We start from the raw sequence: 26,320 nt of genomic DNA on the forward strand, positions 1-26,320 counted from the left end.
AACATGTAGTATTGCATGCAATTTTGCATATAAAAAGGACGGCGATGCGGTTCGCGCTATTCAAGACGTTCTGGGGATTCGCCGGAGGCCCGCGCGAGGCCGGCGCACTCGTAAGAGCGGCGAAGTTCGACGGCATCGAGGCGCAGGTGCCGGCCGTCGAAACGGCGCGCGACGACTTCGCGCGCGCGTTGGCCGACGAGGGGCTCGACTTCATCGCGGAAATCACCACCGCCGGTAGCTACGTACCCGAGCGCAGCGCGACCCCTGACGATCATCTGCGCGATCTCGAGGCGAAGCTGATCTGGGCAAAGCCTTTGCGGCCGCGCTTTTGCAATGTGATCGCAGGCTGCGATGCGTGGTCCGCGCCGATGCAAATCGATTTCTTCGCACGCGCGCTCGAACTCGAAGCAAAGCACGGCGTGATCTGCAGCTTCGAAACCCACCGCAGCCGCTCGTTCTTCAATCCGTGGATCACGCGCGATGTCGTGCGCGCGGTGCCGCAACTGAAGCTGACCTGCGACTTCAGTCACTGGGCGGTGGTCTGCGAAAGGCTGCTCGATAGCGAGTGGGACACGCTCGTCGAACTCGCGCCGCATGCGCATCACGTGCATGGGCGCGTCGGTTATCCGCAAGGCCCGCAGGTACCGCATCCGGCCGCGCCCGAGTACGCGGACTGCCTCGCGTCGCATCGCCGTATCTGGGAGTTGCTGTGGAATGCGCAGCTTGCCAGCGGCTACACGGAAACCACCATGACGCCCGAATTCGGCCCCGACCGCTATCTGCATACGCTGCCGTTTACGGACGCACCGGTCGCCGATCTCTGGGAAATCAACACATGGATGGGCCGCGAGGAACAACGTCATTTCGCGGAGTTTCTCGCACAACGCAACGCATACCCGACAACACGGTGATCACAATGACGCGCACCCATACCGGTTTCGGCGTCTTGCCGATAGTCGACGTCGGCGGCCTGTATAGCGAGGATGCGGGCGAGCGGCTTGCCACGGCCCGCTCGCTCGATCGCGCGGCCCGCGACGCGGGCTTCTTCTACGTGACGAACCATCGGGTCGGCCGTGCGCTGCAGACCGCGCTGGTCGAACACGCGCAGCGTTTCTTCGCGGCGCCGCACGCGTGGAAGATGCGCTACTACATCGGCCAGTCGACCGCACATCGCGGTTACGTGCCCGAGGGCGAGGAGGTGTTTGCGGGAGGCAAGCGCGACAGGAAAGAAGCGTTCGACACGGGCCGCGACCTTCCGCTCGACGATCCCGACGTCAAGGCCGGCACGCCGATGCTCGGTCCGAACGTGTGGCCCGATCAAGCGGGCTTTCGCGAAGCGATCAGCGGCTACTACGGTGCGGCTTTCGATCTGGGGCGACGTATTTTCCGCGGCTTCGCGCTCGCGCTCGGCTTGCCCGAGACGCACTTCGACGCGTATCTGCACAAGCCGCCGAGCCAGTTGCGGCTCGTTCATTACCCGTTCGACGCGTCGGCCGAGGACGCGCCCGGCATCGGCGCGCATACCGACTACGAATGCTTCACGATCCTGCTGCCGACCGCGCCGGGCCTCGAGGTCATGAACGGCGACGGCCGGTGGATCGATGCCCCGCCGATCGAAGACGCGTTTATCGTCAACATCGGCGACATGCTCGAGGTATGGACCGGTGGCACGTACGTCGCGACATCGCACCGCGTGCGCAAGGTGACCCGGGAGCGCTACTCGTTTCCGCTGTTTTTCGCCTGCGACTACCATACCGTGGTTGCGCCGCTACCGCAGTTCGCCACCTCGGACGCGTGCGCGAAGTTTCCGCCCGTGGCGGCAGGCGACCATCTGTTTGCACAGACCGCGCAGAGTTTCACCTATCTGAAGCAGCGCCTCGAACGCGGCGAACTGACATTGCCCGACGGTTCGATGCAATTGTCGAGCTTCGGACAGGAAGCGCGTAATGCGGCGCGGTAGCGGCGGTGCAGTAGCGACACAGCGCGCGTGTGCTTACCGCGGCGTCGCGCGTTTCTTTTGCATCTCGATGAAGCGCACCGAAAAGAGCGTATAGAGCGCGCGGCGAACGGAAATCAGAAGCGGCATGGCGGGCGGGTGGAAGTGGGCGTGTGTCGTCGTTAGAGCAACGGCTATGCCATTTTCCGAACTGCGCTAAAACCCGCGTCGAGTAACGATGCGTCAATGACCGCCGCGACGCGCCGACGGCGCGCGCCCGAACATGGCGCGCATTCGCCTTCGATTGGTGCGCGAGCGCCCCGCGTCAGGGCGAGCCGCGCGCCATCGCGCACTGTCGCGAACTGTCGGGAGCACAAAGGGGCCGCGTACCCGCGCAGCGTCCCGAAGCATCCCGATGCGGTAGCGAGCACGCGCGTGCGCATTTCTCGACAACCAGTGAGCCGTTGGCACGGTACTCGCTTAAACGCACGGCGAGAGGTGCGAAGCAATTTGCATCATCTTCAGGATCGCTAGGGTTCCGGTCGTGCCGCATGCGCCGCACGATGCCTGGTCCGAGAGCAATCCGGTCTTGCCGCCCACCTTGTACGAAGGCGCCGGCGAGGCTCCACGGAGGGACAAAAGCCCGGGAGGTCGCGATGTCGTTCGTCGCCCCTCTCACGCCTATCCCTCTCGCTTCAAAGGAGCCTCCATGCCGTCGAATCCCCCCGTCGACCTCGCACCGGTCCCGCATCCGCTGTGGGAAACCGTGATCCCTGCCGGCACGCACTGGTCCGGCGTCCTGCGCCGCGGCCTCGCGCTGCGCATCGTCGACACCGAAGGCGGCGCGAATCTCGCGGCCGTGTTCCATCGTCAGGAAGATCCGCTCGAGCGCTACAACATGGCCGATACGCTGAAGGCGCAACACACAGCGCACCTGACGCGCGGCCACGTGCTGTATTCCGATATGGGCCGGGTGCTCGCATCGATCACCGCCGATACGCTCGGCTGGCACGATCCGATCGGCGGCGTGGGCGACGCCCGCCTGTTCGCGCAGAAATACGGTGTCGCACGCTACCAGGAGCATCGCAACGCGATGATCCGCAACGGCCGCGACAGCCTGCTGCTCGAACTTGCGAAGTACGGGCTCGGCACGCGCGACCTCGTCGCGAACGTCAATTTCTTCAGCAAGCTTGCGACCGGCGACGACGGCTCCCTGAGTTTCGTCGCGAATCATTCGCGCGCCGGCGATGCGGTCGATCTGCGTTTCGAAATGAACACACTGGTTGCGTTTTCGAGCGCGCCGCATCCGCTCGATCCGGCGCCCGAGTATCGGCCCAAAGCGGTGAAGCTGATCGCCTACCGCGCGTATCCGGGCGATGCCGTCGTGCCGTCCGACGACGCGTGCCGCGCGCACTGCGCGGAAAACGAGCGCGGCTTTACCAACACCGAACGACTTTTCGTATAAGGAGCGCCGCCATGAACATCATCGAAAGCACACTCGATACGCGCGACGCGCTCTACGATCTCACGCTGCCGGCCGGCGAGCCGTGGCTGCACGAAGTGAAGCGCGGGCAGATCTTCCGGATTCTCGATCTCGAAGGCAATCAGGCCGTCGATACGCTGTTCTACAGCAGCGCCGATCCGCTCGAACGCTACAGCGCGCAGGACACGATACGCAAACAGCTGAACCTCTATCTTGGCGCGGGCAGCGTGCTGATGTCGAACCTCGGCAACCCGATGCTGACGATCGTCGCCGACACCTGCGGCCGGCACGATACGCTCGGCGGCGCGTGCGCGGCCGAAAGCAACACCGTGCGCTATGCGCTCGACAAGCGCCATATGCACAACTGCCGCGACACCTTCCTGCATGCGATCACGCATTGCACGTGCGGCGCCGGCGCGCATCTGACGAAGCGCGACATCGTCGGCAATATCAACTTCTTCATGAACGTGCCGGTCACGCCGCTTGGGCAACTGACCTTCGAAGACGGTATTTCGGCGCCCGGCAAATATGTCGAAATGCGTGCGGAGATGGACGTGACGGTGCTGATCTCGAACTGTCCGCAATTGAACAACCCGTGCAACGGCTATAACCCAACGCCCGTGCGGCTCTCGATCTGGGAGGCGCAATGAGTGAGGCGTTGCGCTTCTCGAAGGTGCTCGTCGCGAATCGCGGCGAAATCGCGTGCCGCGTGATTCGCACGCTCAGGCGTCTGAATATCGCGTCGGTCGCCGTGTACTCGGAAGCGGACCGCCACGCGATGCATGTGATGCTGGCCGACGAAGCCGTCTGTATCGGGCCGGCCGCGGCGGCCGCCAGTTATCTGAATGTCGACGCGATACTCGATGCGGCGCGCGCAACGGGCGCGCAAGCGGTGCATCCGGGCTACGGATTCCTGTCCGAAAACGCCGCATTTGCGCAGGCGTGCGAGGACGCGGGCATCCGCTTTATCGGTCCGCGCGCGGAACAGATGCGCGCATTCGGTCTCAAGCATACGGCACGCGAACTCGCGCGATCGAACGACGTGGCGCTGCTGCCGGGCACCGGCCTGCTGCCCGATGTCGCCGCGGCGCTCGCGGAAGCCGCCTCGATCGGCTACCCGGTGATGTTGAAAAGCACTGCGGGCGGCGGCGGCATCGGCATGTCGCTGTGCCGCAGCGCGCAGGAACTCGAAGCGGCGTTCGCATCGGTGGTGCGTCTCGGCGAGGCGAACTTCGCGAACGCGGGTGTGTATGTCGAGAAGTTCGTCGAACACGCGCGACATATCGAAGTGCAGATCTTCGGCGACGGCCGCGGCAATGTGATTGCACTGGGCGAGCGCGACTGCTCGGTGCAGCGGCGCAACCAGAAGGTGATCGAGGAGACGCCCGCGCCGGGACTCGCCGCCGGCGAGCGCGCCACGCTGCATGAAAGCGCGGTGCGGCTCGCGCAGGCGGTCGGCTACGAGTCGGCCGGCACCGTCGAATTCGTGTTCGACGCGCATGCACGCCGCTTCTATTTTCTTGAAGTCAATACGCGGCTGCAGGTCGAGCATTGCGTGACGGAAGAAGTGACCGGTGTCGACCTGGTCGAATGGATGATCCGTCAGGCCGAGGGCGCATTGCCCGCGCTCGCGTCGATTGCGCCCGCTGCGAGCGGCGCGAGCATTCAGGTACGCCTTTATGCGGAGGATCCGCACAAGCAGTTCCAGCCCAGTGCGGGGACGCTGACCCATGTCGAGTTTGCGAAAGACGCGCGCGTCGATACGTGGGTCGACGCGGGCACCGAAGTCAGCGCGTTCTACGATCCGCTGCTCGCGAAGCTGATCGTCAAAGGCGCGACGCGCGAGACCGCGCTCGCCGCGCTTCGCGACGCGCTGGAAAACACGCAGCTCTACGGTATCGAGACGAACCTCGACTATCTGCGCGCGGTAGTCGGTTCCGACACATTCGCGCGCGGCGCGCAAACCACCGCGTTCCTGTCGCGCTTCATGTTCGCCCCGCATACGATCGACGTGCTCGACGGCGGCGTGCAGACGACGGTCCAGCAATTGCCCGGCCGGCTCGGCTACTGGGATATCGGCGTGCCGCCGTCGGGTCCGATGGACGACCGGTCGTTTTCGCTCGCGAACGAATTGCTCGGCAATGCGCCCGATGCGGCGGGCCTCGAATTCACGATGGTCGGCGCGACGCTGCGCTTCAATACGGCGGCGCTTTTCGTACTCGGCGGCGCGACGCTTGCCGCGACGCTCGACGGCGCGCCGGCGTCGTTCTGGCGCGTGCTGCGCGCGGCGCCCGGCGCCGTGCTGAAGCTCGGCGGCGTGACCGGCGCCGGCGTGCGTGCGTGTCTGGCGATCAAAGGCGGGCTGCAGGTGCCCGATTATCTCGGCAGCAAGGCGACCTTCACCCTCGGCCAGTTCGGCGGGCATGCGGGCCGCGCGTTGCGCAAGGGCGATGTGCTGCATCTGGCCAGCGATGCAGGCGAGGGCGAGCACGGTGCCGCACTCGACCCCGCCCGGATGCCTGCGCTGACCCACGACTGGACGCTGCGCGTGCTGAACGGTCCGCATGGCGCGCCCGATTTCTTCACGCCCGACGACATCGCGATGCTGTACGGCACGAGCTGGACCGTGCACTACAACTCGAGCCGCACGGGCGTGCGGCTCATCGGTCCCGCGCCGAAATGGGCGCGCCGCGACGGCGGCGAAGCGGGCCTGCATCCGTCGAACATTCACGACAACGCCTACGCGATCGGCGCGGTCGATTTCACCGGCGATATGCCGGTGATCCTCGGACCGGACGGCCCGAGCCTCGGCGGCTTCGTTTGCCCGGTCACGGTGATTGCCGACGAGTTATGGAAGCTCGGCCAGTTGCGGCCCGGCGATACGGTGCGCTTTGCGCCCGCTGAGCAGTCGAGCGCGTTGCCCGCATCGCACGTATCGCCCGGGTCGCACGTATCGCACGCTTCGCCGGCTGCGGTTCACGCTAACGCCTGCGTGCTTCATCGCGACGCGACGGCAGGCGACGGCATCGGCGTCGTCTACCGGCAATCGGGCGATCGCAACCTGCTGATCGAATATGGCCCGCTCGTGCTCGATCTGAACCTGCGCTTTCGCGTGCATGCGTTGATGCACTGGCTCGACGAGCACCGCCTGCCCGGTATCGTCGATCTGACGCCGGGCATCCGCTCGCTGCAGGTGCACTTCGAGCCGCGCGTGCTGTCGCGCGCGCGGCTGCTCGAGCATGTGCAGCGCGCCGAATCGGCGTTGCCCGCGATCGACGGCATGCGCGTGCCGAACCGCATCGTTCATTTGCCGCTGTCGTGGGACGACCCGTCGACGCGTGTCGCGATCGAGCGCTATATGCAGTCGGTGCGCCCCGATGCGCCGTGGTGCCCGAGCAATATCGAGTTCATTCGCCGCATCAACGGGCTCGCGAGTATCGACGACGTGAAGCGCATCGTGTTCGACGCACGCTATCTCGTGATGGGTCTCGGCGACGTCTATCTCGGCGCGCCGGTCGCGACGCCGCTCGATCCGCGCCATCGGCTCGTCACGACGAAGTACAACCCCGCGCGCACGTGGACGCCCGAGAACGCGGTCGGCATCGGCGGTGCGTATCTGTGCGTGTACGGTATGGAAGGCCCGGGCGGCTATCAGTTCGTCGGGCGCACCGTGCAGATGTGGAACCGCTATCGGACCACGCGCGAGTTCACGGCGGGCAAGCCGTGGCTGCTGCGCTTCTTCGACGAGATCCGCTTCTACGAGGTCAGCGAAGCGGAACTGACCGAACTGCGCGCCGATTTCGTCGCCGGGCGCGCGAGCCTGAAAATCGAGGAGTCGATGTTCGATCTTGGCGCGTACAACCGCTTCCTGCGCGACGAAGCTCAATCGATCGCCGCCTTCAAGACGTCGCAGCAGGCGGCCTTCGAGGCCGAGCGCGAGCGTTGGCGCGCGGCGGGCACGGCCGAATATGTCGGCGAGCCGGGCGGCGGCGATGCGCAAGGCGCAAGCGGCGCAAGCGGCGCGGCGAGTGCGGCCGACGTACTTGCCGACGGCGTGCGCGGCATCGTCGCCGACGTGTCGGGCAGCGTCTGGAAACTGCTCGTCAGCACGGGCGAGCGCGTTACGGCGGGGCAGGTCGTGGCGATCGTCGAGTCGATGAAAATGGAAGTGTCGGTGGAAGCGTCCGACGACGGCGTGATCGAGACGATCGATTGCGCGGAAGGCGCGGCGGTCGTCGCCGGCCAGCGGCTGATGACGGTGAAGAGTGCCGTCGCGGCCGATGCTATCGAGGAGGTCGTGTGCAAGTAATCACGCAATCCGCTGTACCGCAAGCATTGCCGACGATTGCGTCGCTGCAGGCGAGCTATCGCGCGCGCACGCTGACGCCGGCGCAGGTCGTCGATATGATCGCCGCGCGTACGGCCGGCGACGATCCGCATCGCGTCTGGATCCGGCCGCTCACGCGCGGCGAAATGATGCGCTACGCCGAAGCGCTGGCGGACAAGGATCCGGCTTCGCTGCCGCTGTACGGCATTCCGTTCGCCATCAAGGACAACATCGATCTGGCCGGTGTGCCGACCACGGCGGGCTGCCCGGCCTACGCGTACACGCCGCACAAGAGTGCGGCGGTCGTCGAGCGGCTGATCGCGGCCGGTGCGATTCCGGTCGGCAAGACCAACCTCGACCAGTTCGCGACCGGTTTGTCGGGGCAACGCTCGCCGCACGGCGCCTGCCGCAATGCGCTCGATCCGCGCTATGCGTCGGGCGGTTCGAGTTCCGGTTCCGCGGTGGCGGTGGCGCTCGGGCTCGCCGCGTTTTCGCTCGGCACCGATACGGCCGGCTCGGGCCGCGTGCCGGCGGCGTTTCATGGGCTCGTCGGTTTGAAGCCGACGAAGGGTGTGCTGAGCACGCTTGGTGTCGTGCCCGCGTGCAAGTCGCTCGATTGCGTGTCGATCTTTGCGCATACGGCGCATGACGCGCAGCAGGTATTCGATGTGGCGCGCGGCACGGCCGACGGCGACCCGTATGCGCGTGCGTGGACGCCGCCGCCGCCGAAGCCGGCTGCGTCGGGCGATTGCGCGACGACGCTTCGCGGTGTGCGCTTCGGCGTGCCGCGCGCGGCGCAGCTCGAATTCTTCGGCGACGCGTCGTATGCGCACGCGTTCGAAGCGGCACTCGCGCGTTTGCGCGAGGCCGGCGCGCAGGTAGTCGAGATCGACTTCGAACCGTTTCTCGACACCGCGCGTCTGCTCTACGAAGGCCCGTTCGTCGCCGAGCGGCTTGCCGCCATCAAGCCGTTCTTCGAGCAGCACGCGGACGCATTGCATCCGGTGATTCGCACGATCGTCGGCGGCGCGGCGAAGTGGAGCGCCGCGGATCTGTTCGCCGCGCAGGACAGGCTCGCCGAACTGCGCTTGCGCGCCGACACGGTATGGCAACGGATCGACGCGATCTTCATGCCGACGTCCGCGACGACGGCAACCGTCGACGAACTCGAAGCGGACCCGATTGGCGTCAATTCGCGCTTCGGCTATTACACGAACTTCGTGAATCTGCTCGATCTGTCCGCACTCGCGGTGCCGGCCGGCGTCTGCACGGTCGGCGCACACAGCGGGTTGCCGTTCGGCGTGACGTTCGTCGCACGCGCGCACGAGGACGCGGAGTTGCTGCGGCTTGCCTATGCATGGCTCGGCGAAGAAGTCGAAACTCCGAGGCCGGCAATGGTCGCGGCTGCGTCTTCCGACTCGATCCGCGTCGCCGTGGTCGGCGCACATCTGCGTGGCGAGCCGCTCAATACGCAACTGACCGAACGCGGCGCGCGCCTGATCGAAGCGACGGCCACGGCGCCCGCCTACCGGCTCTACGCGCTGCCCGCCGCGGCAAGCGGCGGTGTCGCGAAGCCCGGTCTCATTCGCGTACGCGACGATGGTGCATCGATCGCCGTCGAGGTGTGGGAGATGCCGCTTGCCGCCTACGGCAGTTTCGTCGCGCTCATACCGGCGCCGCTTGGCATCGGCACGCTGACGCTCGCCGACGGCAGCGCCGTGCAGGGCTTCGTGTGCGAGACGAGTGCGCTCGACGGCGCGGATGACATCACGGCGTTCGGCGGCTGGCGCGCGTACCGCGCAAGCCTTGCCGCACGATGAACACGTTCCGCGCCACGCGCGCGGTCCTTCCTCGCTCGACGCCGCCTCGACGGTCGAGCACCGCAAGGAGAATCGGATGACAGCCGATGCACAGGTTGCCGCGCATGGCAATGCGAGCGCCGTTGCAAGCGCCCATGCAAATGCCGGCGAAAACGCCGCTGCAACCCCGCTTGCGACCTCTGTTGCGCCGCCGGTCACGAGGCCGCGCGCGAGGCCACGCTCCGGGACCGACTGGTTCGCGGTGCGCCGCGAACTGTCGACGAAAAGCCGCTGGACGCTCGGCATCGGCTCGTTCGTGCTGCCGCTTCTGGTCTGGTGCATCGTCAGCTATGTGCCGTTCGTCTGGCATCCGCAAATGCTGATCGAGAACCCCGGCAGCGTCGATTATTTTCAGCCCGGCATGCGCATCGACAAGGCGACCTTCAACGACGAACTGCAAACCGCGCGCGCGAAACATGCGGCGCTGCCGACCGGCATCGCAGTGAATCCGGTCTACCTGCCGGCGCCGCATGAGGTGCTGCGCGCGTTCTATACGGCATTTACGACGCCGCCCGCCTCGCGCGATGCCCCGTGGCTGCATGAAAGCCTGTGGCACAGCATTCAGGTGATTTTCTGGGGCTTCGTGATTTCGTCGGCGATCGGCGTGCCGCTTGGCATCGTGTGCGGCACGTATAGCGCGCTCGCGCGGCTGCAGGAGCCGTTTATCGAGTTCTTCCGCTATCTGCCGGCGCCCGCGTTCGGCGCGCTGATGGTCGCGGTGCTCGGCATCTATGACGGGCCGAAAATCGCGATCATCGTGATCGGCACGTTCTTCCAGCAGGTGCTGATCGTCGCGAACACGACGCGCAAGCTCGACTACGCACTGTTCGAAGCCGCGATGACGCTCGGCACGAAGAAGCTGAAGCTGCTCACGCATGTGGTGATTCCGGGCATCCTGCCGGACCTGTATCGCGATCAGCGCATTCTGCTCGGCTGGGCGTGGACCTATCTGATCGTCGCGGAACTCGTCGGCACGAGTTCGGGCATCACGTGGTACATCACGCAGCAGGCGCGCTATGAACACTTCGACAACGTGTACGCGGCGATCATGATGATCGGCATCATCGGCCTCGGCTCGGATCTCGTGCTCGCGTATTTCGGCCGCAAACTGTTTCCGTGGGACCGCACGCTCAAGGCGTAAATGCGCGAAACGAGCCTGCCGGAAAGTGCACGAGCAGGCGCGCAAGGCCCGATTCGATCCGCCTCGCAAGCAGTCCGTCCCCATGCCTAGCCACAGGAATTCATCATGTTGAATCCGCAACCGGTTCCGTCCTATCTGTTGCAGTCCGACGCGGTGCGTGCGCGTTTCGACCGTCTCAAAGCGCGCGACGTGATTCTCGACGTGCGCAATCTCGGCAAGTGTTTCCCGACCTCGCACGGCGAACACGTCGCGCTCGACAACATCAGCTTCCAGACGCACCGCCGCGAATTCGTCTGCGTGATCGGGCCGTCGGGCTGCGGCAAGTCGACGCTGATCCGCATTCTCGCAGGGCTCGAGCGGCAAACGAGCGGTGACGTGCTGCTCGACGGCAAACCCGTCGACGGGCCCGGCGCCGACCGCGGGATGGTGTTTCAGGGCTACACGCTGTTCCCGTGGCTCACGGTCAAGAATAACGTGATGTTCGGCCTGAAGATGAACGGTCTCGGCCGCACCCAGGCCGAGCGCGAGGCACTGCAATGGCTCGATCTCGTCGGCCTCGCGAAATTCGCCGACGTCTATCCGCATCAGTTGTCGGGCGGCATGAAACAGCGCGTCGCGATTGCGCGCGCACTCGCGAACCGGCCGCGCATTCTGCTGATGGACGAGCCGTTCGGCGCGCTCGATGCGCAAACGCGCGCGAAGATGCAGGCGCATCTGCTCGACATCTGGCGCAATATCGACGTGACGGTGCTGTTCATCACGCACGATCTCGACGAAGCCATCTTTCTCGCGGACCGCATTCTCGTGCTGAAGGCGAACCCCGGCGAAGTGCAGGAACTGATCGAAGTGCCGGTGCCGAGGCCGCGCGATCTTGCGCAGTCCACTTCCGCCGAATTCATTGCAACGAGGGCGCGGCTCGAAGCGCTGATCCATCCGCCGATCGCCGCGAGCGACGCCGAAGACGACGGCGTGAAGCCGCATATGGTCCGGATGACCGATATATCGGACAACGTCGAATGACAGCCGGCGATCGTTAGTCTTCGATCGGTACTTCGAAGCGTGTCCGGCAACCCGGACATTCGACCGGCATATATTCGCCCTGCGCCGCATGCAGTACGAGCGGCTGCTCTTCTCCCGCCAGAAAGCAGACCGGGCACGGAAATGCTTCGTGCGACCTCAGCCGGTGCCAGCGGTCGACGTAGCGCTCGATGTCGGGCGGCGGCGCGCCGATCGACTCGAGGTGGTCGAGCAGGACGTGAAACAGAGCAGGGTTCTGCATGGATGTTCTCCGGTCCCTATTTGCCGGTTGTGCGGCGGATCGCCCTCTCATCATGATAGGCAGGCGCGCGCATGCCGTCCTGCGCGCTTCCCGCACGTTCGTCCGCGCCGCGATCGCCGCAGCGTCGCAAAACGCCGACGAAATCGTCTGCCGATGACCGGTGTCTGATAAATCCCCATTATCTGGCGGCAAAAAACCGCGTGTTGCATTCCGGATAGTCAGGTGTGCGCTTTAAGGTTCGGTTAAGAGTTCGCTTCTACATTGATACGCGCCGCGCAAGACGCGGGCGCGATGCCCGCCCTTGGCGACCGCTTTCGTGAACTACCGGGGGGTGGTGAACGAAGACCATCGTCGACTCTCGGTCGACTGCCGAAAGGTAAAGATGGCGGCGGTACCGGCTGCTATCCGGCTTGCAACGGGCCGGCAGCGACCTTCAGAACCCGGCCTGCCGCCGGGTTTTTTCTTTGGCCGCGCGTGCGGCATCGTCCGCTTTTTAATGCATCGGTTCCGGGCCGCGAACACAAAAGACTGTATATATATACAATACGCTGACTCGCGAACTTCTATTCACGGACAGCAAATTGGCCTCTCATGGAACGATCCGCATCCGCGGAGCCCGCCAGCACAACCTCAAAAACGTCGACCTCGACCTGCGCACCGGCGAAATGACCGTGGTGACCGGCCCGTCCGGGTCGGGCAAGTCGAGCCTCGTCTTCGACACGCTGTACGCGGAAGGCCAGCGCCGCTACGTCGAAACTTTCAGCGCCTATGCACGCCAGTTTCTGGACCGTATGGACCGGCCGCAGGTCGACCGCGTCGACGGCGTGCCGCCGGCCATCGCGATCGATCAGACCAATCCCGTGCGCAGTTCGCGTTCGACGGTCGGCACGATGACCGAGCTGAACGATCACCTGAAGCTGCTGTACGCGCGCGCGGCCGAGCTGTTCGACCGCAAGACGGCGCAGCAGGTGCGGCACGACACGCCGGAGACGATCTACGCGGACCTCGCCGCGCGCACCGCAGGCGACGATCCGCGCGTCGTCGTCACGTTCCCGGTCGAACTGCCGGAAAGCGCGAGCGAGTCGGAAGTCGAGCAGTGGCTGTCCGCGAGCGGCTACACGCGCGTGCAGGCGCAGCGCGAGGTCGAGTCGCCGACCGGGCCGCGCAAGGTGCTCGACGTCGTCGCGGACCGCTTTCGCCTGCATCAGGTTGACAGGGCGCGCGTCGTCGAGTCAGTCGAAGCGTCGCTCAAACGCGGCGGCGGGCGCGTCAATGTCTATGTGCTGAATGAAGCGAAGGAGGCGCACGACGATGCGGCCGCTGCACCGGCGCCGCAAATCTGGCGCTTCTCCACGGGCCTGCACAACCCCGATAGCGATCTGCGCTACGCCGACCCGCAGCCGGCGCTGTTCTCGTTCAACTCCGCGTACGGCGCGTGCGATACCTGCCGCGGCTTTGGCCGTGTCATCGGCGTCGATCTCGGCCTCGTGATTCCCGACGAACGCAAAACGCTGCGCGGCGGTGCGATCAAGCCGATGCAGACACCGGCATGGAAAGAGTGCCAGGACGATCTGATGCGCTACGCGGCGAAGGCGAATATCCGCCGCGACACGCGCTGGTCCGAACTGACCGATGCCGAGCGCGACTGGGTCATCAACGGCTCGCCGGACTGGGACGGCGAGTGGCAGCGCCAGTGGTACGGCGTCAAACGCTTTTTCGGGTACCTCGAATCGAAGGCGTACAAGATGCACATTCGCGTGCTGCTGTCGAAATACCGCAGCTACACGCCGTGCGAGACCTGCGGCGGCGCGCGTCTGAAACTCGAATCGCTGTTGTGGCGCCTCGGCACGAAGCCGAACGCAGACGCCGTGCTCGACCCGGCGCGGCGCTTCATGCCGCGCGGCGCCGACTGGACGCGCGCGCAGCTCGAGGCGCTGCCAGGTCTTACGGTGCACGACCTGATGCTGCTGCCGATCGAACGCATCCGCCGTTTCTTCGACGAAATCACCTTGCCGAGCGCATTGCTCGACGACGCCCTGAAGCTGCTGCTGGCCGAAGTGCGTACGCGCCTCAAGTATCTGTGCGACGTCGGCCTCGGCTATCTGACGCTCGACCGGCAAAGCCGCACGCTGTCGGGCGGCGAAGTGCAGCGCATCAACCTGACCACGGCGCTCGGCACGTCGCTTACGAAAACCTTGTTCGTGCTCGACGAGCCGAGCATCGGCCTGCATCCGCGCGACCTCAATCGCATCGTCGAAGCGATGCAGCGTTTGCGCGACGCGGGCAATACGCTCGTCGTCGTCGAGCATGATCCGTCGGTGATGCTCGCGGCGGACCGCCTGATCGACATGGGCCCGGGGCCCGGCGAGCGCGGCGGCTCGATTATTTTCGACGGTGCGCCGCAGGCCATCCGCTCGGCCGGCACGCTGACCGGCGAGTATCTCGGCGGCCGCAAGCACGTCGCCGATGCGGCGCACTGGTCGCGCCGGCCCGTCGATGCGGGCACGCCGCGCATCGTGCTCGAAGGCGCGCGCGAACACAACTTGCGCGACGTCGATGTGGAAATACCGCTGCAGCGGCTCGTCTGCGTGACGGGTGTCTCCGGCTCCGGCAAGTCGACGCTCGTGCAGGACGTGCTGTATCCGGCGCTGGCGCGCCATCTCGGCAAGGCGACCGAAACGCCGGGCGCGCATCGTTCGTTGTCGGGCGCGGAAAGTATCGGCGACGCGGTATTCGTCGACCAGTCGCCGATCGGCAAGACCACGCGTTCGAATCCGGCCAGCTACGTCGGCGCGTTCGACGAGATCCGCAAGCTGTTCGCGAAGGCGCCGCTCGCGGCGCAGCGCGGCTATGGCGCGGGCGTGTTCAGCTTCAACTCGGGCGACGGCCGATGCCCGACTTGCGGCGGCTCGGGTTTCGAACATATCGAAATGCAGTTCCTCAGCGACGTTTACTTGCGTTGCCCCGACTGCGACGGACGGCGCTACCGGCCCGAGATTCTCGAAGTGAAGATCGAGCGCGGCGCACGCGCGCTGAGCGTGGCCGACGTGCTCGAACTGACGGTCAACGAAGCAGTCGGGTTCTTTGCCGGCGATGCCGAAGTCCTGCGCGTGTTGCAGCCGATCGTCGACGTCGGTCTCGAATACGTGAAGCTCGGTCAGCCGGTGCCGACCTTGTCGGGCGGCGAAGCGCAGCGCCTGAAGCTCGCGGGCTTTCTCGCGGAAACCGCACAGGCGGCCGGTGCCCGCAACAAAAAGGAAGCGGGCGCGAGCCGCCTTTTCATGTTCGACGAACCGACCACGGGCCTGCATTTCGACGACATCGCCAAGCTCATGCGCGCGTTCGCCAGGCTGCTCGCGGGCGGCCATTCGCTGATCGTGATCGAGCACAACCTCGATGTGATCCGCGCGGCCGACTGGCTGATCGATCTCGGCCCCGAAGGCGGCGACGGCGGCGGTCTCGTGCTGTGTGCGGGCACGCCGGAAGACGTCAAGCAATGCGCAGGTTCGCATACGGGCGCCGCGCTCGTGCAATACGACGAGGCGATGGGCCGTGCGATCGAGCCGGCCGAAGCGGCAAGCGAAGGCGTGCCGCTGCAGGCGACGCTGGCGGCGGCGCGCGCGCGGCGAGCGGTCGAGGGCGAAGACGTCGTGCGCATCGTCAACGCGCGCGAGCACAACCTGAAGGCGCTCGACGTCGATATTCCGCACGGGCGCTTCAACGTGATCACGGGCGTGTCGGGCTCCGGCAAATCGACGCTCGCGTTCGACATCCTTTTCCACGAAGGTCAACGCCGTTATCTCGAATCGCTGAACGCGTATGCGCGTTCGATCGTGCAACCGGCAGGACGTCCCGAAGTCGATGCCGTGTACGGCATTCCGCCGACCGTCGCGATCGAGCAACGGCTCTCGCGCGGCGGCCGCAAGAGTACCGTGGCGACCACGTCGGAGGTGTGGCACTTCCTGCGCCTGCTGTATGTGAAGCTCGGCTTGCAGCATTGCATTCACGACGGCACGCCGGTTACGTCGCAAAGCATCGAGTCGATCGCCGCGCAGCTGCTGCGCGATCACAAGGGACAGCACGTCGGCATGCTGGCGCCGCTCGTCGTGAACCGCAAGGGCGTCTATACGGACCTCGCGAAATGGGCGAAGGCGCGCGGCAACACGCATCTGCGCGTCGACGGCGAGTTCGTGCCGGTCGACCCGTGGCCGAAGCTCGACCGCTTCCGCGAACATACGATCGAGCTGCCGGTCGGCGACCTCGTCGTATCGGCCGATCACGAAGCGGAACTGCGGCGTCTGCTCGAACAGACGCTCGAAGCGGGCAAGGGCGTGATGCATCTGCTTGCGCCGCTCGACGGATTGCAGCGCGCGATGGGCGAGGGCGGCAAAGGCGGTAATGGCGGCACCGCGAAGATCGGCGAGGTCAAGGTGCTGTCGACGAGGCGCGCGTGTCCGGTGTGCGGCACCAGTTACCCTGAACTCGACCCGCGCATGTTTTCGTACAACAGCAAGCATGGCTGGTGCACGACCTGCGTCGGCACGGGACTCGCACTGACGCGCGAGCAGCGCGCCGCGTACGACGACACGGTGCTGGTCGACGACAACCGTGGCCGCGAGCAAACGCTGCCGTCCGATGAGCAGGAACCCGAAGGCGTCGGCGACGAGCCGTGCCCGGATTGCCACGGCACGCGGCTGAACCCGACCGCGCGCGCGGTGACGTTCGACACGCAGCCGATCGTCGACGTCGCGCAATGGACCGTGTCGGATACGCGCAGGTGGATCGACGGGCTGCGGCTCAAGGGCCGCGAGGCGGAGATCGCGCGCGACGTCGTCAGCGAGATCGCGAGCCGGCTGCAATTTCTCGAGGAAGTCGGGCTTGGCTATCTGAGCCTCGATCGTGCGGCGCCGAGCCTGTCGGGCGGCGAAGCACAGCGCATTCGTCTGGCGGCGCAACTGGGCAGCAATCTGCAAGGGGTCTGCTACGTGCTCGACGAGCCGACCATCGGCTTGCATCCGCGCGACAACCAGATCCTGCTAAACGCGCTGCGCAAGCTCGGCGACAAAGGCAATACGCTCGTCGTCGTCGAACACGACGAAGATACGATCCGGCGCGCCGATCACATCATCGATATCGGTCCGGGCGCGGGCAAGCGCGGCGGTACGCTGGTGGCCCAAGGGGGCGTGAGCGATCTGTCGGCGCAGTCCGATTCGCTGACCGGCCGGTTTCTTGCGCAGCCGATTCCGCATCCGTTGCAGGCGCGGCGGCGTGTGGTCGCGCCGGCTGCGGCATCGGGCAAGCGCGCGGCAACCGCTGCCGTGCCCGAGCAGTGGCTGACCGTGCATGGCGGCAAGCTGCACAACCTGCGCGGCGTGACCGTCGGCATTCCGCTCGGACGCCTCGTCGCGATAACGGGCGTGAGCGGCTCCGGCAAATCGACGCTCGCGCGCGACGTGCTGATGACGAATCTGCTCGACGCGGTCGGCCGCTCGGTGCTGTCGTCGCCGGCGACGCGGCGCGCGCGCAAGGCCGCGCAGGCCGACGAGCCGCAGACGAAGCGGCGCTCGAGCGTGCTCGCGCGCAGCGCGCCGCGTCCCGCGCTGAACGTCGCGCACGCGTGGCAGGGCTGCGAGTCGATCACCGGCTGGGAAGCGATCGACCGTGTGCTCGAAGTCGATCAGACGCCGATCGGCAAAACGCCGCGTTCGTGCCCGGCCACCTATATCGGCGTGTGGGACACGATCCGGCGTCTGTTTGCCGACACGCTCGAGGCGCGCGCGCGTGGCTACGCCGCATCGCGCTTTTCGTTCAATACCGGCGACGGGCGTTGCCCGGCCTGCGAAGGGCAGGGCGTGCGCACGATCGGCATGAGCTTCCTGCCCGACGTCAAGGTGCCGTGCGACGTCTGCCATGGACAGCGCTTCAATCCCGAGACGCTGGCCGTGACCTGGCGCGGCAAGAACATCGGCGACGTGCTGACGATGGAGATCGACGAAGCAGTCGAATTCTTCGCATCGATGTCGAACATCGCGCATCCGCTGCAGTTGATGAAGGACGTCGGGCTCGGCTATCTGACGCTCGGCCAGCCTTCGCCGACGCTATCGGGCGGCGAGGCGCAGCGTATCAAGCTCGTCACCGAACTCTCGAAGGTGCGCGACGACGTCACGCGGCGCGGGCAGAAGGCGCCGCATACGCTGTATGTGCTCGATGAACCGACGGTCGGCCTGCATATGGCCGACGTCGCGAAGCTGATCCGCGTGCTGCACCGGCTCGCGGACGGCGGTCATAGCGTCGTCGTGATCGAGCACGATATCGACGTGATCGCCGAAGCGGACTGGATCATCGACCTCGGTCCGGAAGGCGGCGTCGGCGGTGGGACGATCGTCGCGGCGACCGATCCGGAAGGGCTCGTCAAGGTGCGCGCGAGCCATACCGGGCAGGCGCTCGCGCCGGTGCTCGCGCGCGGCAGCGCGGCGCTGCAGGATGCGGTCGAAACGGGGAAGGTTGGGGCGGCGTGACGATGGCGCGAGGCAGGCGTGACACTGCCGTGCTGTGCCGTGAGCGATTTGCGGCCGCCGCTTCCATCGCGCTTCTATCCACCGCGGCGCGTGGTTGGCGGCGCGGCATGGCATGGCATGCCGATGCGCGCGTGGTCATATTCACTCGGCGCGCCTGATCTCAATCGACGTTGAAATGCACGCGGATGTCCTGCGTGCTTTCGACGGCCTCGCCGTTTTTCATCGCGGGGAAGAAGCGCCACTTCTTCAAGGCATCGAGCAGCAGCTGGTTGAGCCGCGGATTGTGCGTCGGCTTGATCAGTTCGACGTCGACCGAGCCATCGCGATGAACTGAAAAGCGCGCGGTCGCGACGGCTTGAAACGCGTCCTCGCGCAGATCGTCGGGCAAGGATGGCAACGGTTGCAGAATCGCGTGTGCGGGACCGTTGCCCGTGCTCGTCGATGCCCGATCGCTCGATGAGGTTGCCGTAGCTGTCGCGGCTGACCTTGCCGGGCCATTCGGCTGCAGCGTGTTCGACGATGCGGATGCCGCTGCGGCCGGCTGCGCAGGGTTTGCGGTAGCCGTAGCCGTCGGCGGCGCCACAGGCTGCGCACGCTCATTGCCTTCGACGAGCGACGGCGTAGCGACCGGCGCTGCGGCGGGGCGCGACACGTTGCGCGATGGCGCGGCAGGCGCAGGCGCGATACGGTGAAGCATCGGTCGCGCCGGTTTTGCTGCGGCGGCCGGCGTAGCCGGTGCGGGCGTTGTGCGTGCCGCCGTTTCAGGCACGCGGGCGCCCGACTGCGGTGACGTCCGATGCGGCTCATCGGGCGGCAAGCGCACGAGCCGCACATCGAGCACGGCCGGCTGCTTCGTTGTATTCGCTTTGTCGTCGGCGTTCCATAGCCCGCGCACGAACCCGGCGGAAAACCCGATCCAGATCGAGACGGCCGCGAGCACGCAGACGAGCGCACGCGGCCCACGCGCATCGAGCATCGTGTGCATGCGATCGCGTTTATCGGTTACGCCCGCGGCCGCCACCTTACTGGTCACGCTGAACAGCCACGAGGAAATGTTCAGCGCCGCCGTCGCGCGCGCGCAGCATCGCCTGCACGACGATCCCGTTTGCAGCCGCCTGGTCCGCCGCGATCACGACGTCGCCTCGCGGGCCGACGAGTCGCCGGATCGTCGCCGCGACGTCATCGAGCGATACACGTTGCCGGTCGATCTCGATGTGGCCATCGCGCGCAATCGCAAGCGTCAGCGGCTGTTCGCTCGCGAGCGCTTCGGCATGCCCTTGCGGCAGCGTGAGGCGGATCGCGTCGAGTCGCTGCATCGACAGCGACGTCAACATGAAGGTCGCGAGCAGAAAAAACATCACGTCGATCATCGGAATGATCTCGATGCGCCCGCGCTTCGCGGTTCGTGAACGCCGCAGTCTCATGGCTTCGCGCCGATCGGTCTGGACGCGCCGATCCTGACGGCCGTGGCGCCCGAGATCGCGGAGGCGGACGCGGCAGACGCGGCAGCGGACGTAGACGAAGCCTCCTCGCGCGCGAGCTTGATATCGGCGAGCCACGCGCTCGTGAAGGTCTCGAGCTCCTCGACGAGCCGGTCGATGCGCCGCGAAAAGTAGTTGAACGCGAACAGCGCAACGAGCGCGATGACGAGCCCGAGCGCGGTCGCAACGAGCGCCTGCGCGACGCCGCCGGTCACGCCGGTCGGATTGACGAGCTCGTTGCCGCCGATCAGCCGGAATGCGTGCATCATGCCGACGATCGTCCCCAGCAGGCCGACGAGCGGCGCCGCCGTGACGATCGTCTCGAGCACCCACAGACCACGCGAGATGTCGCGTTGCACGTCGAGCGCGAGCGCGCTCGCGCGTTCCTCGAGCCACCAGGCGGGCTTCGTGAACTCGCCGACCAGCGGCGTCAGCAGCCGGCGCAGCGCGTGTTGCGGCGCGAGCGTGGCGATCAGCGCGCTGATATCGCCGCCGTACGACGCGATATCGGGCACGCGCGCGAATCGCCAGAACACATACAGCCGGTCGAGGATGATAAAAAGCGCGACGAGCGCAAGCAGCGTGAGCGGGTAGATGATCCAACCCGCGACGCGCGCTGCTTCCACGATACCTGTCCAGTCTTGCATCGAACCTTCCTCGAGAATCTGCCGCGATTAGAAATACTTCGTGATACCCGCATAGAACGCGCGATACGGGCCGAACTGCGGCGCGCCGACGCCGATCCCGGAACCGTCGCGCAGCTCATAGACGCGGCCGAACGCGTTCACGACCGAACCGCGCACGTCGACCTTGCCGACCAGCGGCGCATTGATGTGCTCGATCACGCCGAGATTGACCTGCGCATAGAGCGGCAGCTTGTCGGTATTCGCGAATCCCGAGCGCAGGCCGCTGCCGACCGTGCCGTCCGCGGTGAACGTGGTCGTGTGCCACGTGTACGAGCCGCCGAACGACGCGGTCACGCGCTGATCGTGATCGAGGAATACGAAGTGATTCGAGATGAACGCGAGTTCGTCGGCGCCGAAGTTGAACTGCGCGGAGTCGATGTTCTTGCCTTGTGCGCGGCTATACGCGACGTTCAGGTAAGCTGCAATGTTCTCGTGCTTGTAGTTCGCGGTGAATTCGATGCCGTAGACGCGCCCATACTGATAGTTGAACGGCGCGAAGATCAGCGCGGTGCCGAACTGCCCCTCGTCGAGCAGGTTGTGCGCCTTCTTGTAGTACGCATCGAGCCCGACCGTCACGTCAGAGCCCAGACGCTGCGTGACGCCGATGTCGTAATAGTCGTCGCGCTCGGGCTGCACGGGGTCGTTTTGCGTGACCTCGGGCGCGTTGGTGGTGCCCGCGAAGCGGCCGATCGTGTCGCTCGACACCAGTTCGAACGACGGCGGCGTGAAGTAGCGCGCGTAACCGGCGTGCAGTGTCGTCGCCGGTGTCAGCTGATAGACGGCGCCGATGCGCGGGCTGAGCTGATGCGCGGTGACGAACTCGTTCATGCCGTCGTAGCGCAGGCCGTAGTTCAAGGTCAGCTTCGGGGTGATCTTCCACTCGTCCTGCAGATACGCGCTATACAGATAACCGGTTTTGCTGCTCGAATCCTGCAGCGTGATCGGCACGTCCGATGCCTGATTGCCGTCCGCGTCGGTCGGAAACACCGACACCGTATCGCTGAACTGCGCATGTTCCTGCTGCAACTGCAGGCCGCCGCGCAGCGTGTGTGTGCTATTGAGCCGCCATGTCGTGTCGGCTTGCAGCGTGTTGGCGGTGTCGTTGTGGAAGTCGTTCGACGCGACGCCGTTGAAAATCAGATCGCCAACGGGATCGGGATTGAACTGCGTGCGCGTATAGCGCGTGGACAGCGCGACCTGATAGTCGAAGTCGCCGCCGTTCGTGCCTTGCAGCGCGACGACCGCGTAATTGTTCAATTCCGACTGGGTTTCGTTCAGATTCGCCGAGTTGAAGGTCGGCGTGCCGGCCAGCGTGAACATCTGGGGCAGCCCCGGCGTGTTCGGAATCTCGAACTGATTGGCCGCGGTACCGAGCATCACGGAGACGCGCGTCAACGGATTGATCAGATACGACATGTAGCCGAACGCGTCGCCCTGGCGGGTGTGGTCGTGAATCGGCGACGGACTCGCGGTCGGCGCCTCGATGCCGAGGTTGTTCACGCCGAGCGAGCCCGTAAAGAAATAGCTGAAGTCGCCCTTGCTGCCATACACGTCGGCGCTCGTGCGCAGCGTCTGATGGCTGCCGCCGAAGACATCGATCGAGCCGCCGTCGCCGGTGTCGCCGTTCTTCGTATGGATGTCGACGATGCCGGCCGTGCGGTCGCCGTATTGGGCAGGCAGCGCGCCGGTCAGCAGATTGACCTGATCGATGATGCGCGTGTCGAGCGATTGACCGAAGCCGCTGATCGGCTCGGGAATCTGGATGCCGTTGATCCGGTATTGCAGGTCGGCGTGATCGCCGCGCACGTGCACCTGGCCGAACGAATCGTTGGCGACGCCGGGTGCCTGCAGCAGCACCTGGTTTAGCGGCGTGTTTTCGCCGAGCGGCATCGCCTGAATATCGGCGTTCGTGATGCGGTAAATGCTGCTGCCGGTTTCGGGCAAGAGCCCATTGCGTGCCTGGTCGAGGCGCTTCGCGTAGACATTGATGTCGAGCGTGTCGTCCTTCTTCAGCTTGAGTGCCAGCGGCGCGGCGGTACCGCCTGTCGTGTCGGCGAGCTTCGTCGTCGCCTCGAAGCCCGTCGCCGTGACGGCAACGGCGTATGTGCCTGGTGCTACATCGTTCAGCTCGAAATGGCCGTTGGCATCGGTATGGGCATGGGCGGCGTCGCTGCCGCTCGAGGTTTTCAAGCTCACCTGTGCGTTGGCGATCGGTTTGCCGTTCGCGTCTTCGACCGAGCCGCTCACGGTGGTGGCCGCGCGCGCAGCGCCGTTCGTGGCCGCGTCGGCCGCCCATGTCTGATTGCCTGCAAGCGCCGCAAACAGCAGCACGGCCGCCTGCGCAATGTGTGTGCGAGATTTCATACCGGACAAGTAGTTTGAGTTGTTGATCTTTTTTTAAGGGCTCCGCCCCTGGGCGCCAGGCCCTTTAGCCTGTGGTCTTCAGGCGGCGGACTCCGTCGATGCGCGCCATCCATCGTGGCCGGTGACCCGGCTCATGCCTCATTCATCGAAGCGCAGCGTGCGAATGATATAACATAACATTTCACGGCGGCATTAAATATTTATAGGAAGCCGCGCGAGACAGGCGCGATGCAGGGGAGTGCATGAGGGTGTGTTGACGGCGCAGTGCGACGCATGCAACGCTTGAACAAAATCGCGACCCACTCGCCGCACAGGAGACGCTCAATGGCCGATCTATCCGCTTTTCCGATTACAACCCGGTGGCCTGCACGGCATCCCGACCGCATTCAGCTGTATTCGTTGCCGACACCAAATGGCGTGAAGGTCTCGATCATGCTCGAGGAGACCGGCTTGCCGTATGAGCCGCATCGCGTGAGCTTCGACACCGGCGACCAGAGGTCTCCCGAGTTTCGATCGGTCAATCCGAATGCAAAGATTCCGGCCATCATTGACCCGAACGGTCCGGAAGGCGAGCCGCTCGCGTTGTTCGAGTCGGGCGCGATCCTCATCTATCTCGCGGACAAGAGCGGTCAGTTGATGCCGCAAAAGCCCGCGGATCGCTACGAAACAATTCAGTGGCTGATGTTCCAGATGGGAGGCATTGGGCCGATGTTCGGGCAAGTCGGGTTCTTCAATAAGTTCGCCGGTAAGGACTACGAGGACAAGCGGCCGCGCGACCGGTATGTCGCCGAAGCGAGGCGGCTGCTCGACGTGCTCAACGATCGGCTCGCGGGCCGCGCGTGGGTCATGGGCGACATGTTGACGATCGCCGACATCGCCGTTTTTCCATGGGTGCGCAATCTGACCGGTTTCTACGAAGCAGGCGAACTGGTCGGCATTACGGACTTCCCTCATGTCACGCGTGCGCTCGATGCGTTCGTTGCGCGTCCCGCCGTTGCCCGCGGTTTGAATATTCCGCAGCCGGTTTGAAACACCGGTTCGACGCCCGAGTGCGTGGCCGCCCGGTCATGCGCTTGCTCCTGCATGTGCCTTCGCAGGATCGAAGCGGAACAGCCAGCGATATCGCCAAACACTGGCCGAACGGCATATTGCGGCGGATCCTGAAGATCGAAGATGATAGACCGCAGTTGCACAGGCGGTCGCCTGCTTTTCTGCCTGTCTAAATCTGTTAATTAGTTACCCATATCGATCTAGGAATTGTCGCGTGATCGCTGTGACTGCCTGTCCGCTTTTCTTGTCGAATCGCAACTGAAAGGCGTCGCGGTGAGACATCGTTTGTTGTATAGCGGCACGCAGTGAACCTGCCTTACTCCGCACGATTGTAAATCGTTGGTTTACAGTCTATAGTGATGTCGGTGCGGGGATGTGACAACGCCGTGAGGCAGGCGCGGTCGCGGAAGTCGAAGATGGTCCAATCATTCAAGCACAAAGGCCTCGAGCGTTTTTTTCGGACGGGATGTGAAAAGGGCATTCAGGCGTCGCATGCGGCAAAGTTAAGCCGTCAGCTGGGCGTGTTGAACAACGCGAAATTGCCGGCGGACATGAATCAGTCCGGCTGGGGTTTGCATGCGTTGCAGGGTAAGCGGAAAGACTGCTGGTCGGTTCAGGTCAACGGTAACTGGCGTTTGACGTTCGAATTCGAAGAGGGTCACGCAGAACTCGTCAACTACGAGGATTATCACTGACGTGTACGTGTTTCCGCTATTAGTTGCTTTGTCTGGAAGAGCGTTTTATCGGTTTTTTGAAGAGGTTTCTATGGCTAAGATGTTTAATCCTCCGCACCCTGGCACGATCCTGCGCGAAGATGTGTTGCCGGCGCTGCAGTTGAGCGTGACGGAGGCTGCAAGCCAGCTGGGCGTATCGCGCGTGATGCTGTCGCGCGTCTTGCACGAGCGCGCCAGTGTGACGCCGGAGATGGCGTTGCGTATCGAAGCGTGGCTCGGCGTCGATCGTGGCGGCCGTGCCGACTTGTGGCTCGCTTTGCAGACCGACTACGATCTATGGCAAGCGCGCAAGCATGCGCCGAAGAAGGTCAAGCCGGCGCCGATGCCCGAGCCCGTCGATGCCGCTGCGTGACGTGCAGCCGATGCGCATGCCGCATGCGATACCGCAGTAGCGAATGCCTGCCGGGTGGCGCTGTTGTTGAGCCGGTACCAATGAGAATCGCGTCAGCGCTTCGTTGCAGATACGAACGTGGCAATCGCATCGTCAAGCGCCTGTGTTGCCTCGACATGGGGCGAATGCCCGCAGTCGCTCAGTTTGACGAGCCGCGCATGCGGTACCTCATCGGCGATTCCGTCGATTTGCGCCATCGTGGCGTAGTGATCGTCGCAGCCTTGCACGGCGAGCAACGGGCATTGAATCGCATGCAGCTGACTAACGATGTTCCATGTTCGGAACGTTGGGCTCAGCCAGATATCGCTCCAGCCGTAAAACGCCGAGTCGACGTCGGCATGGTACCGGGCGAGCTTGTCGCGCAGATCTTTTTGCTCGTAGGCGATCGTCGTCTGCGCCACGCCCGCGACCGACACATCCTCGACGAAAATATGCGGTGCAATCGTCACCGCTCCCGCGAGCGCGTCCGGAAATGCGCTCGCATAGAGCAGCGCAATCGACGCGCCGTCGCTGTGGCCAATGATCCACATCCGCTCGCGCTCGCGCGCAACGACATCCAGCGCGTCGAGCAACGCGGGCAAGACGTCGTGTGCTTGCGTCGACAGGTAGTTGAACGGAAGTGTCGTGCCGTGCGGGCGTGGCGTCGAACACCCGTAGCCGGGCCGCGAGTAGAGCAGGCCGCGCATGCCGAGACGATCGCACAGCGACTGCGGCCAGTCCTTCCACATCGAGACCGAGCCGAGCCCTTCGTGCAGAAACACAGCGAGCGGCGCTTCGTGCAGATGCGCGTTCAGCCACCGGTACTCGATTGTCAGCGCGGATCGTCCGGCGTTTGCGGCGAGTACTGCAAATGCGCTGTCGGATTCTGACGGGTAGCCGCGCGCGGCGGCGGTGGAAGCGGGGTTCGGCGGGCTGTGCATCGCGTCGGAGTCCTTGGCGGACGGCGGTTTTCGGGTTCCCGGCAGCGTGACTTACGTATCGCGGCATTGCGCCGGGCTTGTTTTCGAGGGCCCGCGACGCGGTTTGCCCCGTGGAGGTGCGCATTGCCAAATGCACGGTTTCAGTCTAGTT

General features: G+C 65.1%; 18 protein-coding genes and 1 riboswitch. Of the genes, 12 read left to right on the forward strand and 6 right to left on the reverse strand.

The window, feature by feature from the left end; translation table 11 throughout:
• Positions 1–44 precede the first annotated feature (44 nt).
• The 8 genes from QYH69_RS19175 to QYH69_RS19210 all read left to right on the forward strand — a co-directional run bounded on the left by QYH69_RS19175 (position 45) and on the right by QYH69_RS19210 (position 11,766).
• A complete protein-coding gene (locus QYH69_RS19175) occupies positions 45–911 on the forward strand; it encodes a TIM barrel protein (RefSeq protein ID WP_308833392.1) in 867 nt (288 codons plus the stop codon).
• 5 nt (positions 912–916) lie between these two features.
• Positions 917–1,960 (forward strand): 2-oxoglutarate and iron-dependent oxygenase domain-containing protein, encoded by a 1,044-nt coding sequence (locus QYH69_RS19180; RefSeq protein WP_308833393.1) that lies wholly within the window; start codon positions 917–919, stop codon positions 1,958–1,960.
• 495 nt (positions 1,961–2,455) lie between these two features.
• Positions 2,456–2,588, forward strand: a riboswitch (guanidine-I (ykkC/yxkD leader).
• Positions 2,589–2,645: 57 nt separating this feature from the next.
• The gene (locus QYH69_RS19185) at positions 2,646–3,401 is read left to right on the forward strand and encodes an urea amidolyase associated protein UAAP1 (protein WP_308833394.1); all 756 of its coding nucleotides are present in this window, start codon (positions 2,646–2,648) and stop codon (positions 3,399–3,401) included.
• Between the two features lie 11 nt (positions 3,402–3,412).
• Entirely contained in the window at positions 3,413–4,069 is a 657-nt protein-coding gene (locus QYH69_RS19190) for an urea amidolyase associated protein UAAP2 (RefSeq protein ID WP_308833395.1), read from the forward strand.
• 8 nt (positions 4,070–4,077) lie between these two features.
• Positions 4,078–7,728: an urea carboxylase gene (gene uca / locus QYH69_RS19195; RefSeq protein WP_308833458.1), complete on the forward strand. Its 3,651-nt coding sequence runs from the start codon at positions 4,078–4,080 to the stop codon at positions 7,726–7,728.
• Positions 7,719–9,566, forward strand: coding sequence for an allophanate hydrolase (gene atzF, locus QYH69_RS19200; protein ID WP_308833396.1), 1,848 nt, complete (start codon positions 7,719–7,721; stop codon positions 9,564–9,566). The genes uca and atzF overlap by 10 nt, the downstream gene beginning before the upstream one ends.
• A 76-nt stretch (positions 9,567–9,642) precedes the next feature.
• Entirely contained in the window at positions 9,643–10,746 is a 1,104-nt protein-coding gene (locus tag QYH69_RS19205) for an ABC transporter permease (protein WP_308833397.1), read from the forward strand.
• A gap of 105 nt (positions 10,747–10,851) precedes the next feature.
• Entirely contained in the window at positions 10,852–11,766 is a 915-nt protein-coding gene (locus QYH69_RS19210) for an ABC transporter ATP-binding protein (protein ID WP_308833398.1), read from the forward strand.
• 13 nt (positions 11,767–11,779) lie between these two features.
• On the opposite strand, the gene QYH69_RS19215 is transcribed toward QYH69_RS19210, so the two are convergent.
• Entirely contained in the window at positions 11,780–12,025 is a 246-nt protein-coding gene (locus tag QYH69_RS19215; RefSeq protein ID WP_308833399.1) for a hypothetical protein, read from the reverse strand.
• A gap of 581 nt (positions 12,026–12,606) precedes the next feature.
• Between QYH69_RS19215 and uvrA the strand changes: the two genes are divergently transcribed.
• The gene (gene uvrA / locus QYH69_RS19220; protein ID WP_308833400.1) at positions 12,607–18,543 is read left to right on the forward strand and encodes an excinuclease ABC subunit UvrA; all 5,937 of its coding nucleotides are present in this window, start codon (positions 12,607–12,609) and stop codon (positions 18,541–18,543) included.
• A 160-nt stretch (positions 18,544–18,703) separates the two neighbouring features.
• Here the strand turns inward: uvrA and QYH69_RS19225 are convergent, their stop codons facing one another.
• From QYH69_RS19225 to QYH69_RS19240, 4 genes are read right to left on the reverse strand one after another with little or no spacing between them, the layout of a single operon-like run.
• Positions 18,704–19,576 carry a TonB family protein gene (locus QYH69_RS19225; RefSeq protein ID WP_308833401.1) on the reverse strand — a complete coding sequence of 291 codons (873 nt, stop codon included), beginning with the start codon at positions 19,574–19,576 and terminating at the stop codon, positions 18,704–18,706.
• The gene (locus QYH69_RS19230) at positions 19,566–19,967 is read right to left on the reverse strand and encodes a biopolymer transporter ExbD (protein WP_308833402.1); all 402 of its coding nucleotides are present in this window, start codon (positions 19,965–19,967) and stop codon (positions 19,566–19,568) included. Before QYH69_RS19230 ends, QYH69_RS19225 begins: the two co-directional genes overlap by 11 nt.
• On the reverse strand, positions 19,964–20,671 hold the full coding sequence (locus QYH69_RS19235) for a MotA/TolQ/ExbB proton channel family protein (protein WP_308833403.1): 708 nt from the start codon (positions 20,669–20,671) through the stop codon (positions 19,964–19,966). Before QYH69_RS19235 ends, QYH69_RS19230 begins: the two co-directional genes overlap by 4 nt.
• Positions 20,672–20,698: 27 nt before the next feature.
• Positions 20,699–23,074 (reverse strand): TonB-dependent receptor, encoded by a 2,376-nt coding sequence (locus tag QYH69_RS19240; protein ID WP_308833404.1) that lies wholly within the window; start codon positions 23,072–23,074, stop codon positions 20,699–20,701.
• Between the two features lie 324 nt (positions 23,075–23,398).
• Here QYH69_RS19240 and QYH69_RS19245 point away from each other — a divergent pair, with 324 nt between their 5' ends.
• The 3 genes from QYH69_RS19245 to QYH69_RS19255 all read left to right on the forward strand — a co-directional run bounded on the left by QYH69_RS19245 (position 23,399) and on the right by QYH69_RS19255 (position 25,210).
• Positions 23,399–24,103, forward strand: a complete 705-nt coding sequence (locus tag QYH69_RS19245; RefSeq protein ID WP_308833405.1) for a glutathione S-transferase N-terminal domain-containing protein — start codon at positions 23,399–23,401, stop codon at positions 24,101–24,103.
• A 437-nt stretch (positions 24,104–24,540) separates the two neighbouring features.
• Complete coding sequence (locus QYH69_RS19250; protein WP_308833406.1) at positions 24,541–24,819, forward strand: type II toxin-antitoxin system RelE/ParE family toxin; 279 nt, start codon at positions 24,541–24,543, stop codon at positions 24,817–24,819.
• A gap of 70 nt (positions 24,820–24,889) precedes the next feature.
• On the forward strand, positions 24,890–25,210 hold the full coding sequence (locus QYH69_RS19255; protein ID WP_308833407.1) for a HigA family addiction module antitoxin: 321 nt from the start codon (positions 24,890–24,892) through the stop codon (positions 25,208–25,210).
• Positions 25,211–25,302: 92 nt separating this feature from the next.
• On the opposite strand, the gene QYH69_RS19260 is transcribed toward QYH69_RS19255, so the two are convergent.
• A complete protein-coding gene (locus QYH69_RS19260) occupies positions 25,303–26,169 on the reverse strand; it encodes an alpha/beta hydrolase (RefSeq protein ID WP_308833408.1) in 867 nt (288 codons plus the stop codon).
• Positions 26,170–26,320: the final 151 nt, after the last annotated feature.

The sequence above is a fragment of the Paraburkholderia sp. SARCC-3016 genome (assembly GCF_031119615.1).
Taxonomy (GTDB): Bacteria; Pseudomonadota; Gammaproteobacteria; order Burkholderiales; family Burkholderiaceae; genus Paraburkholderia.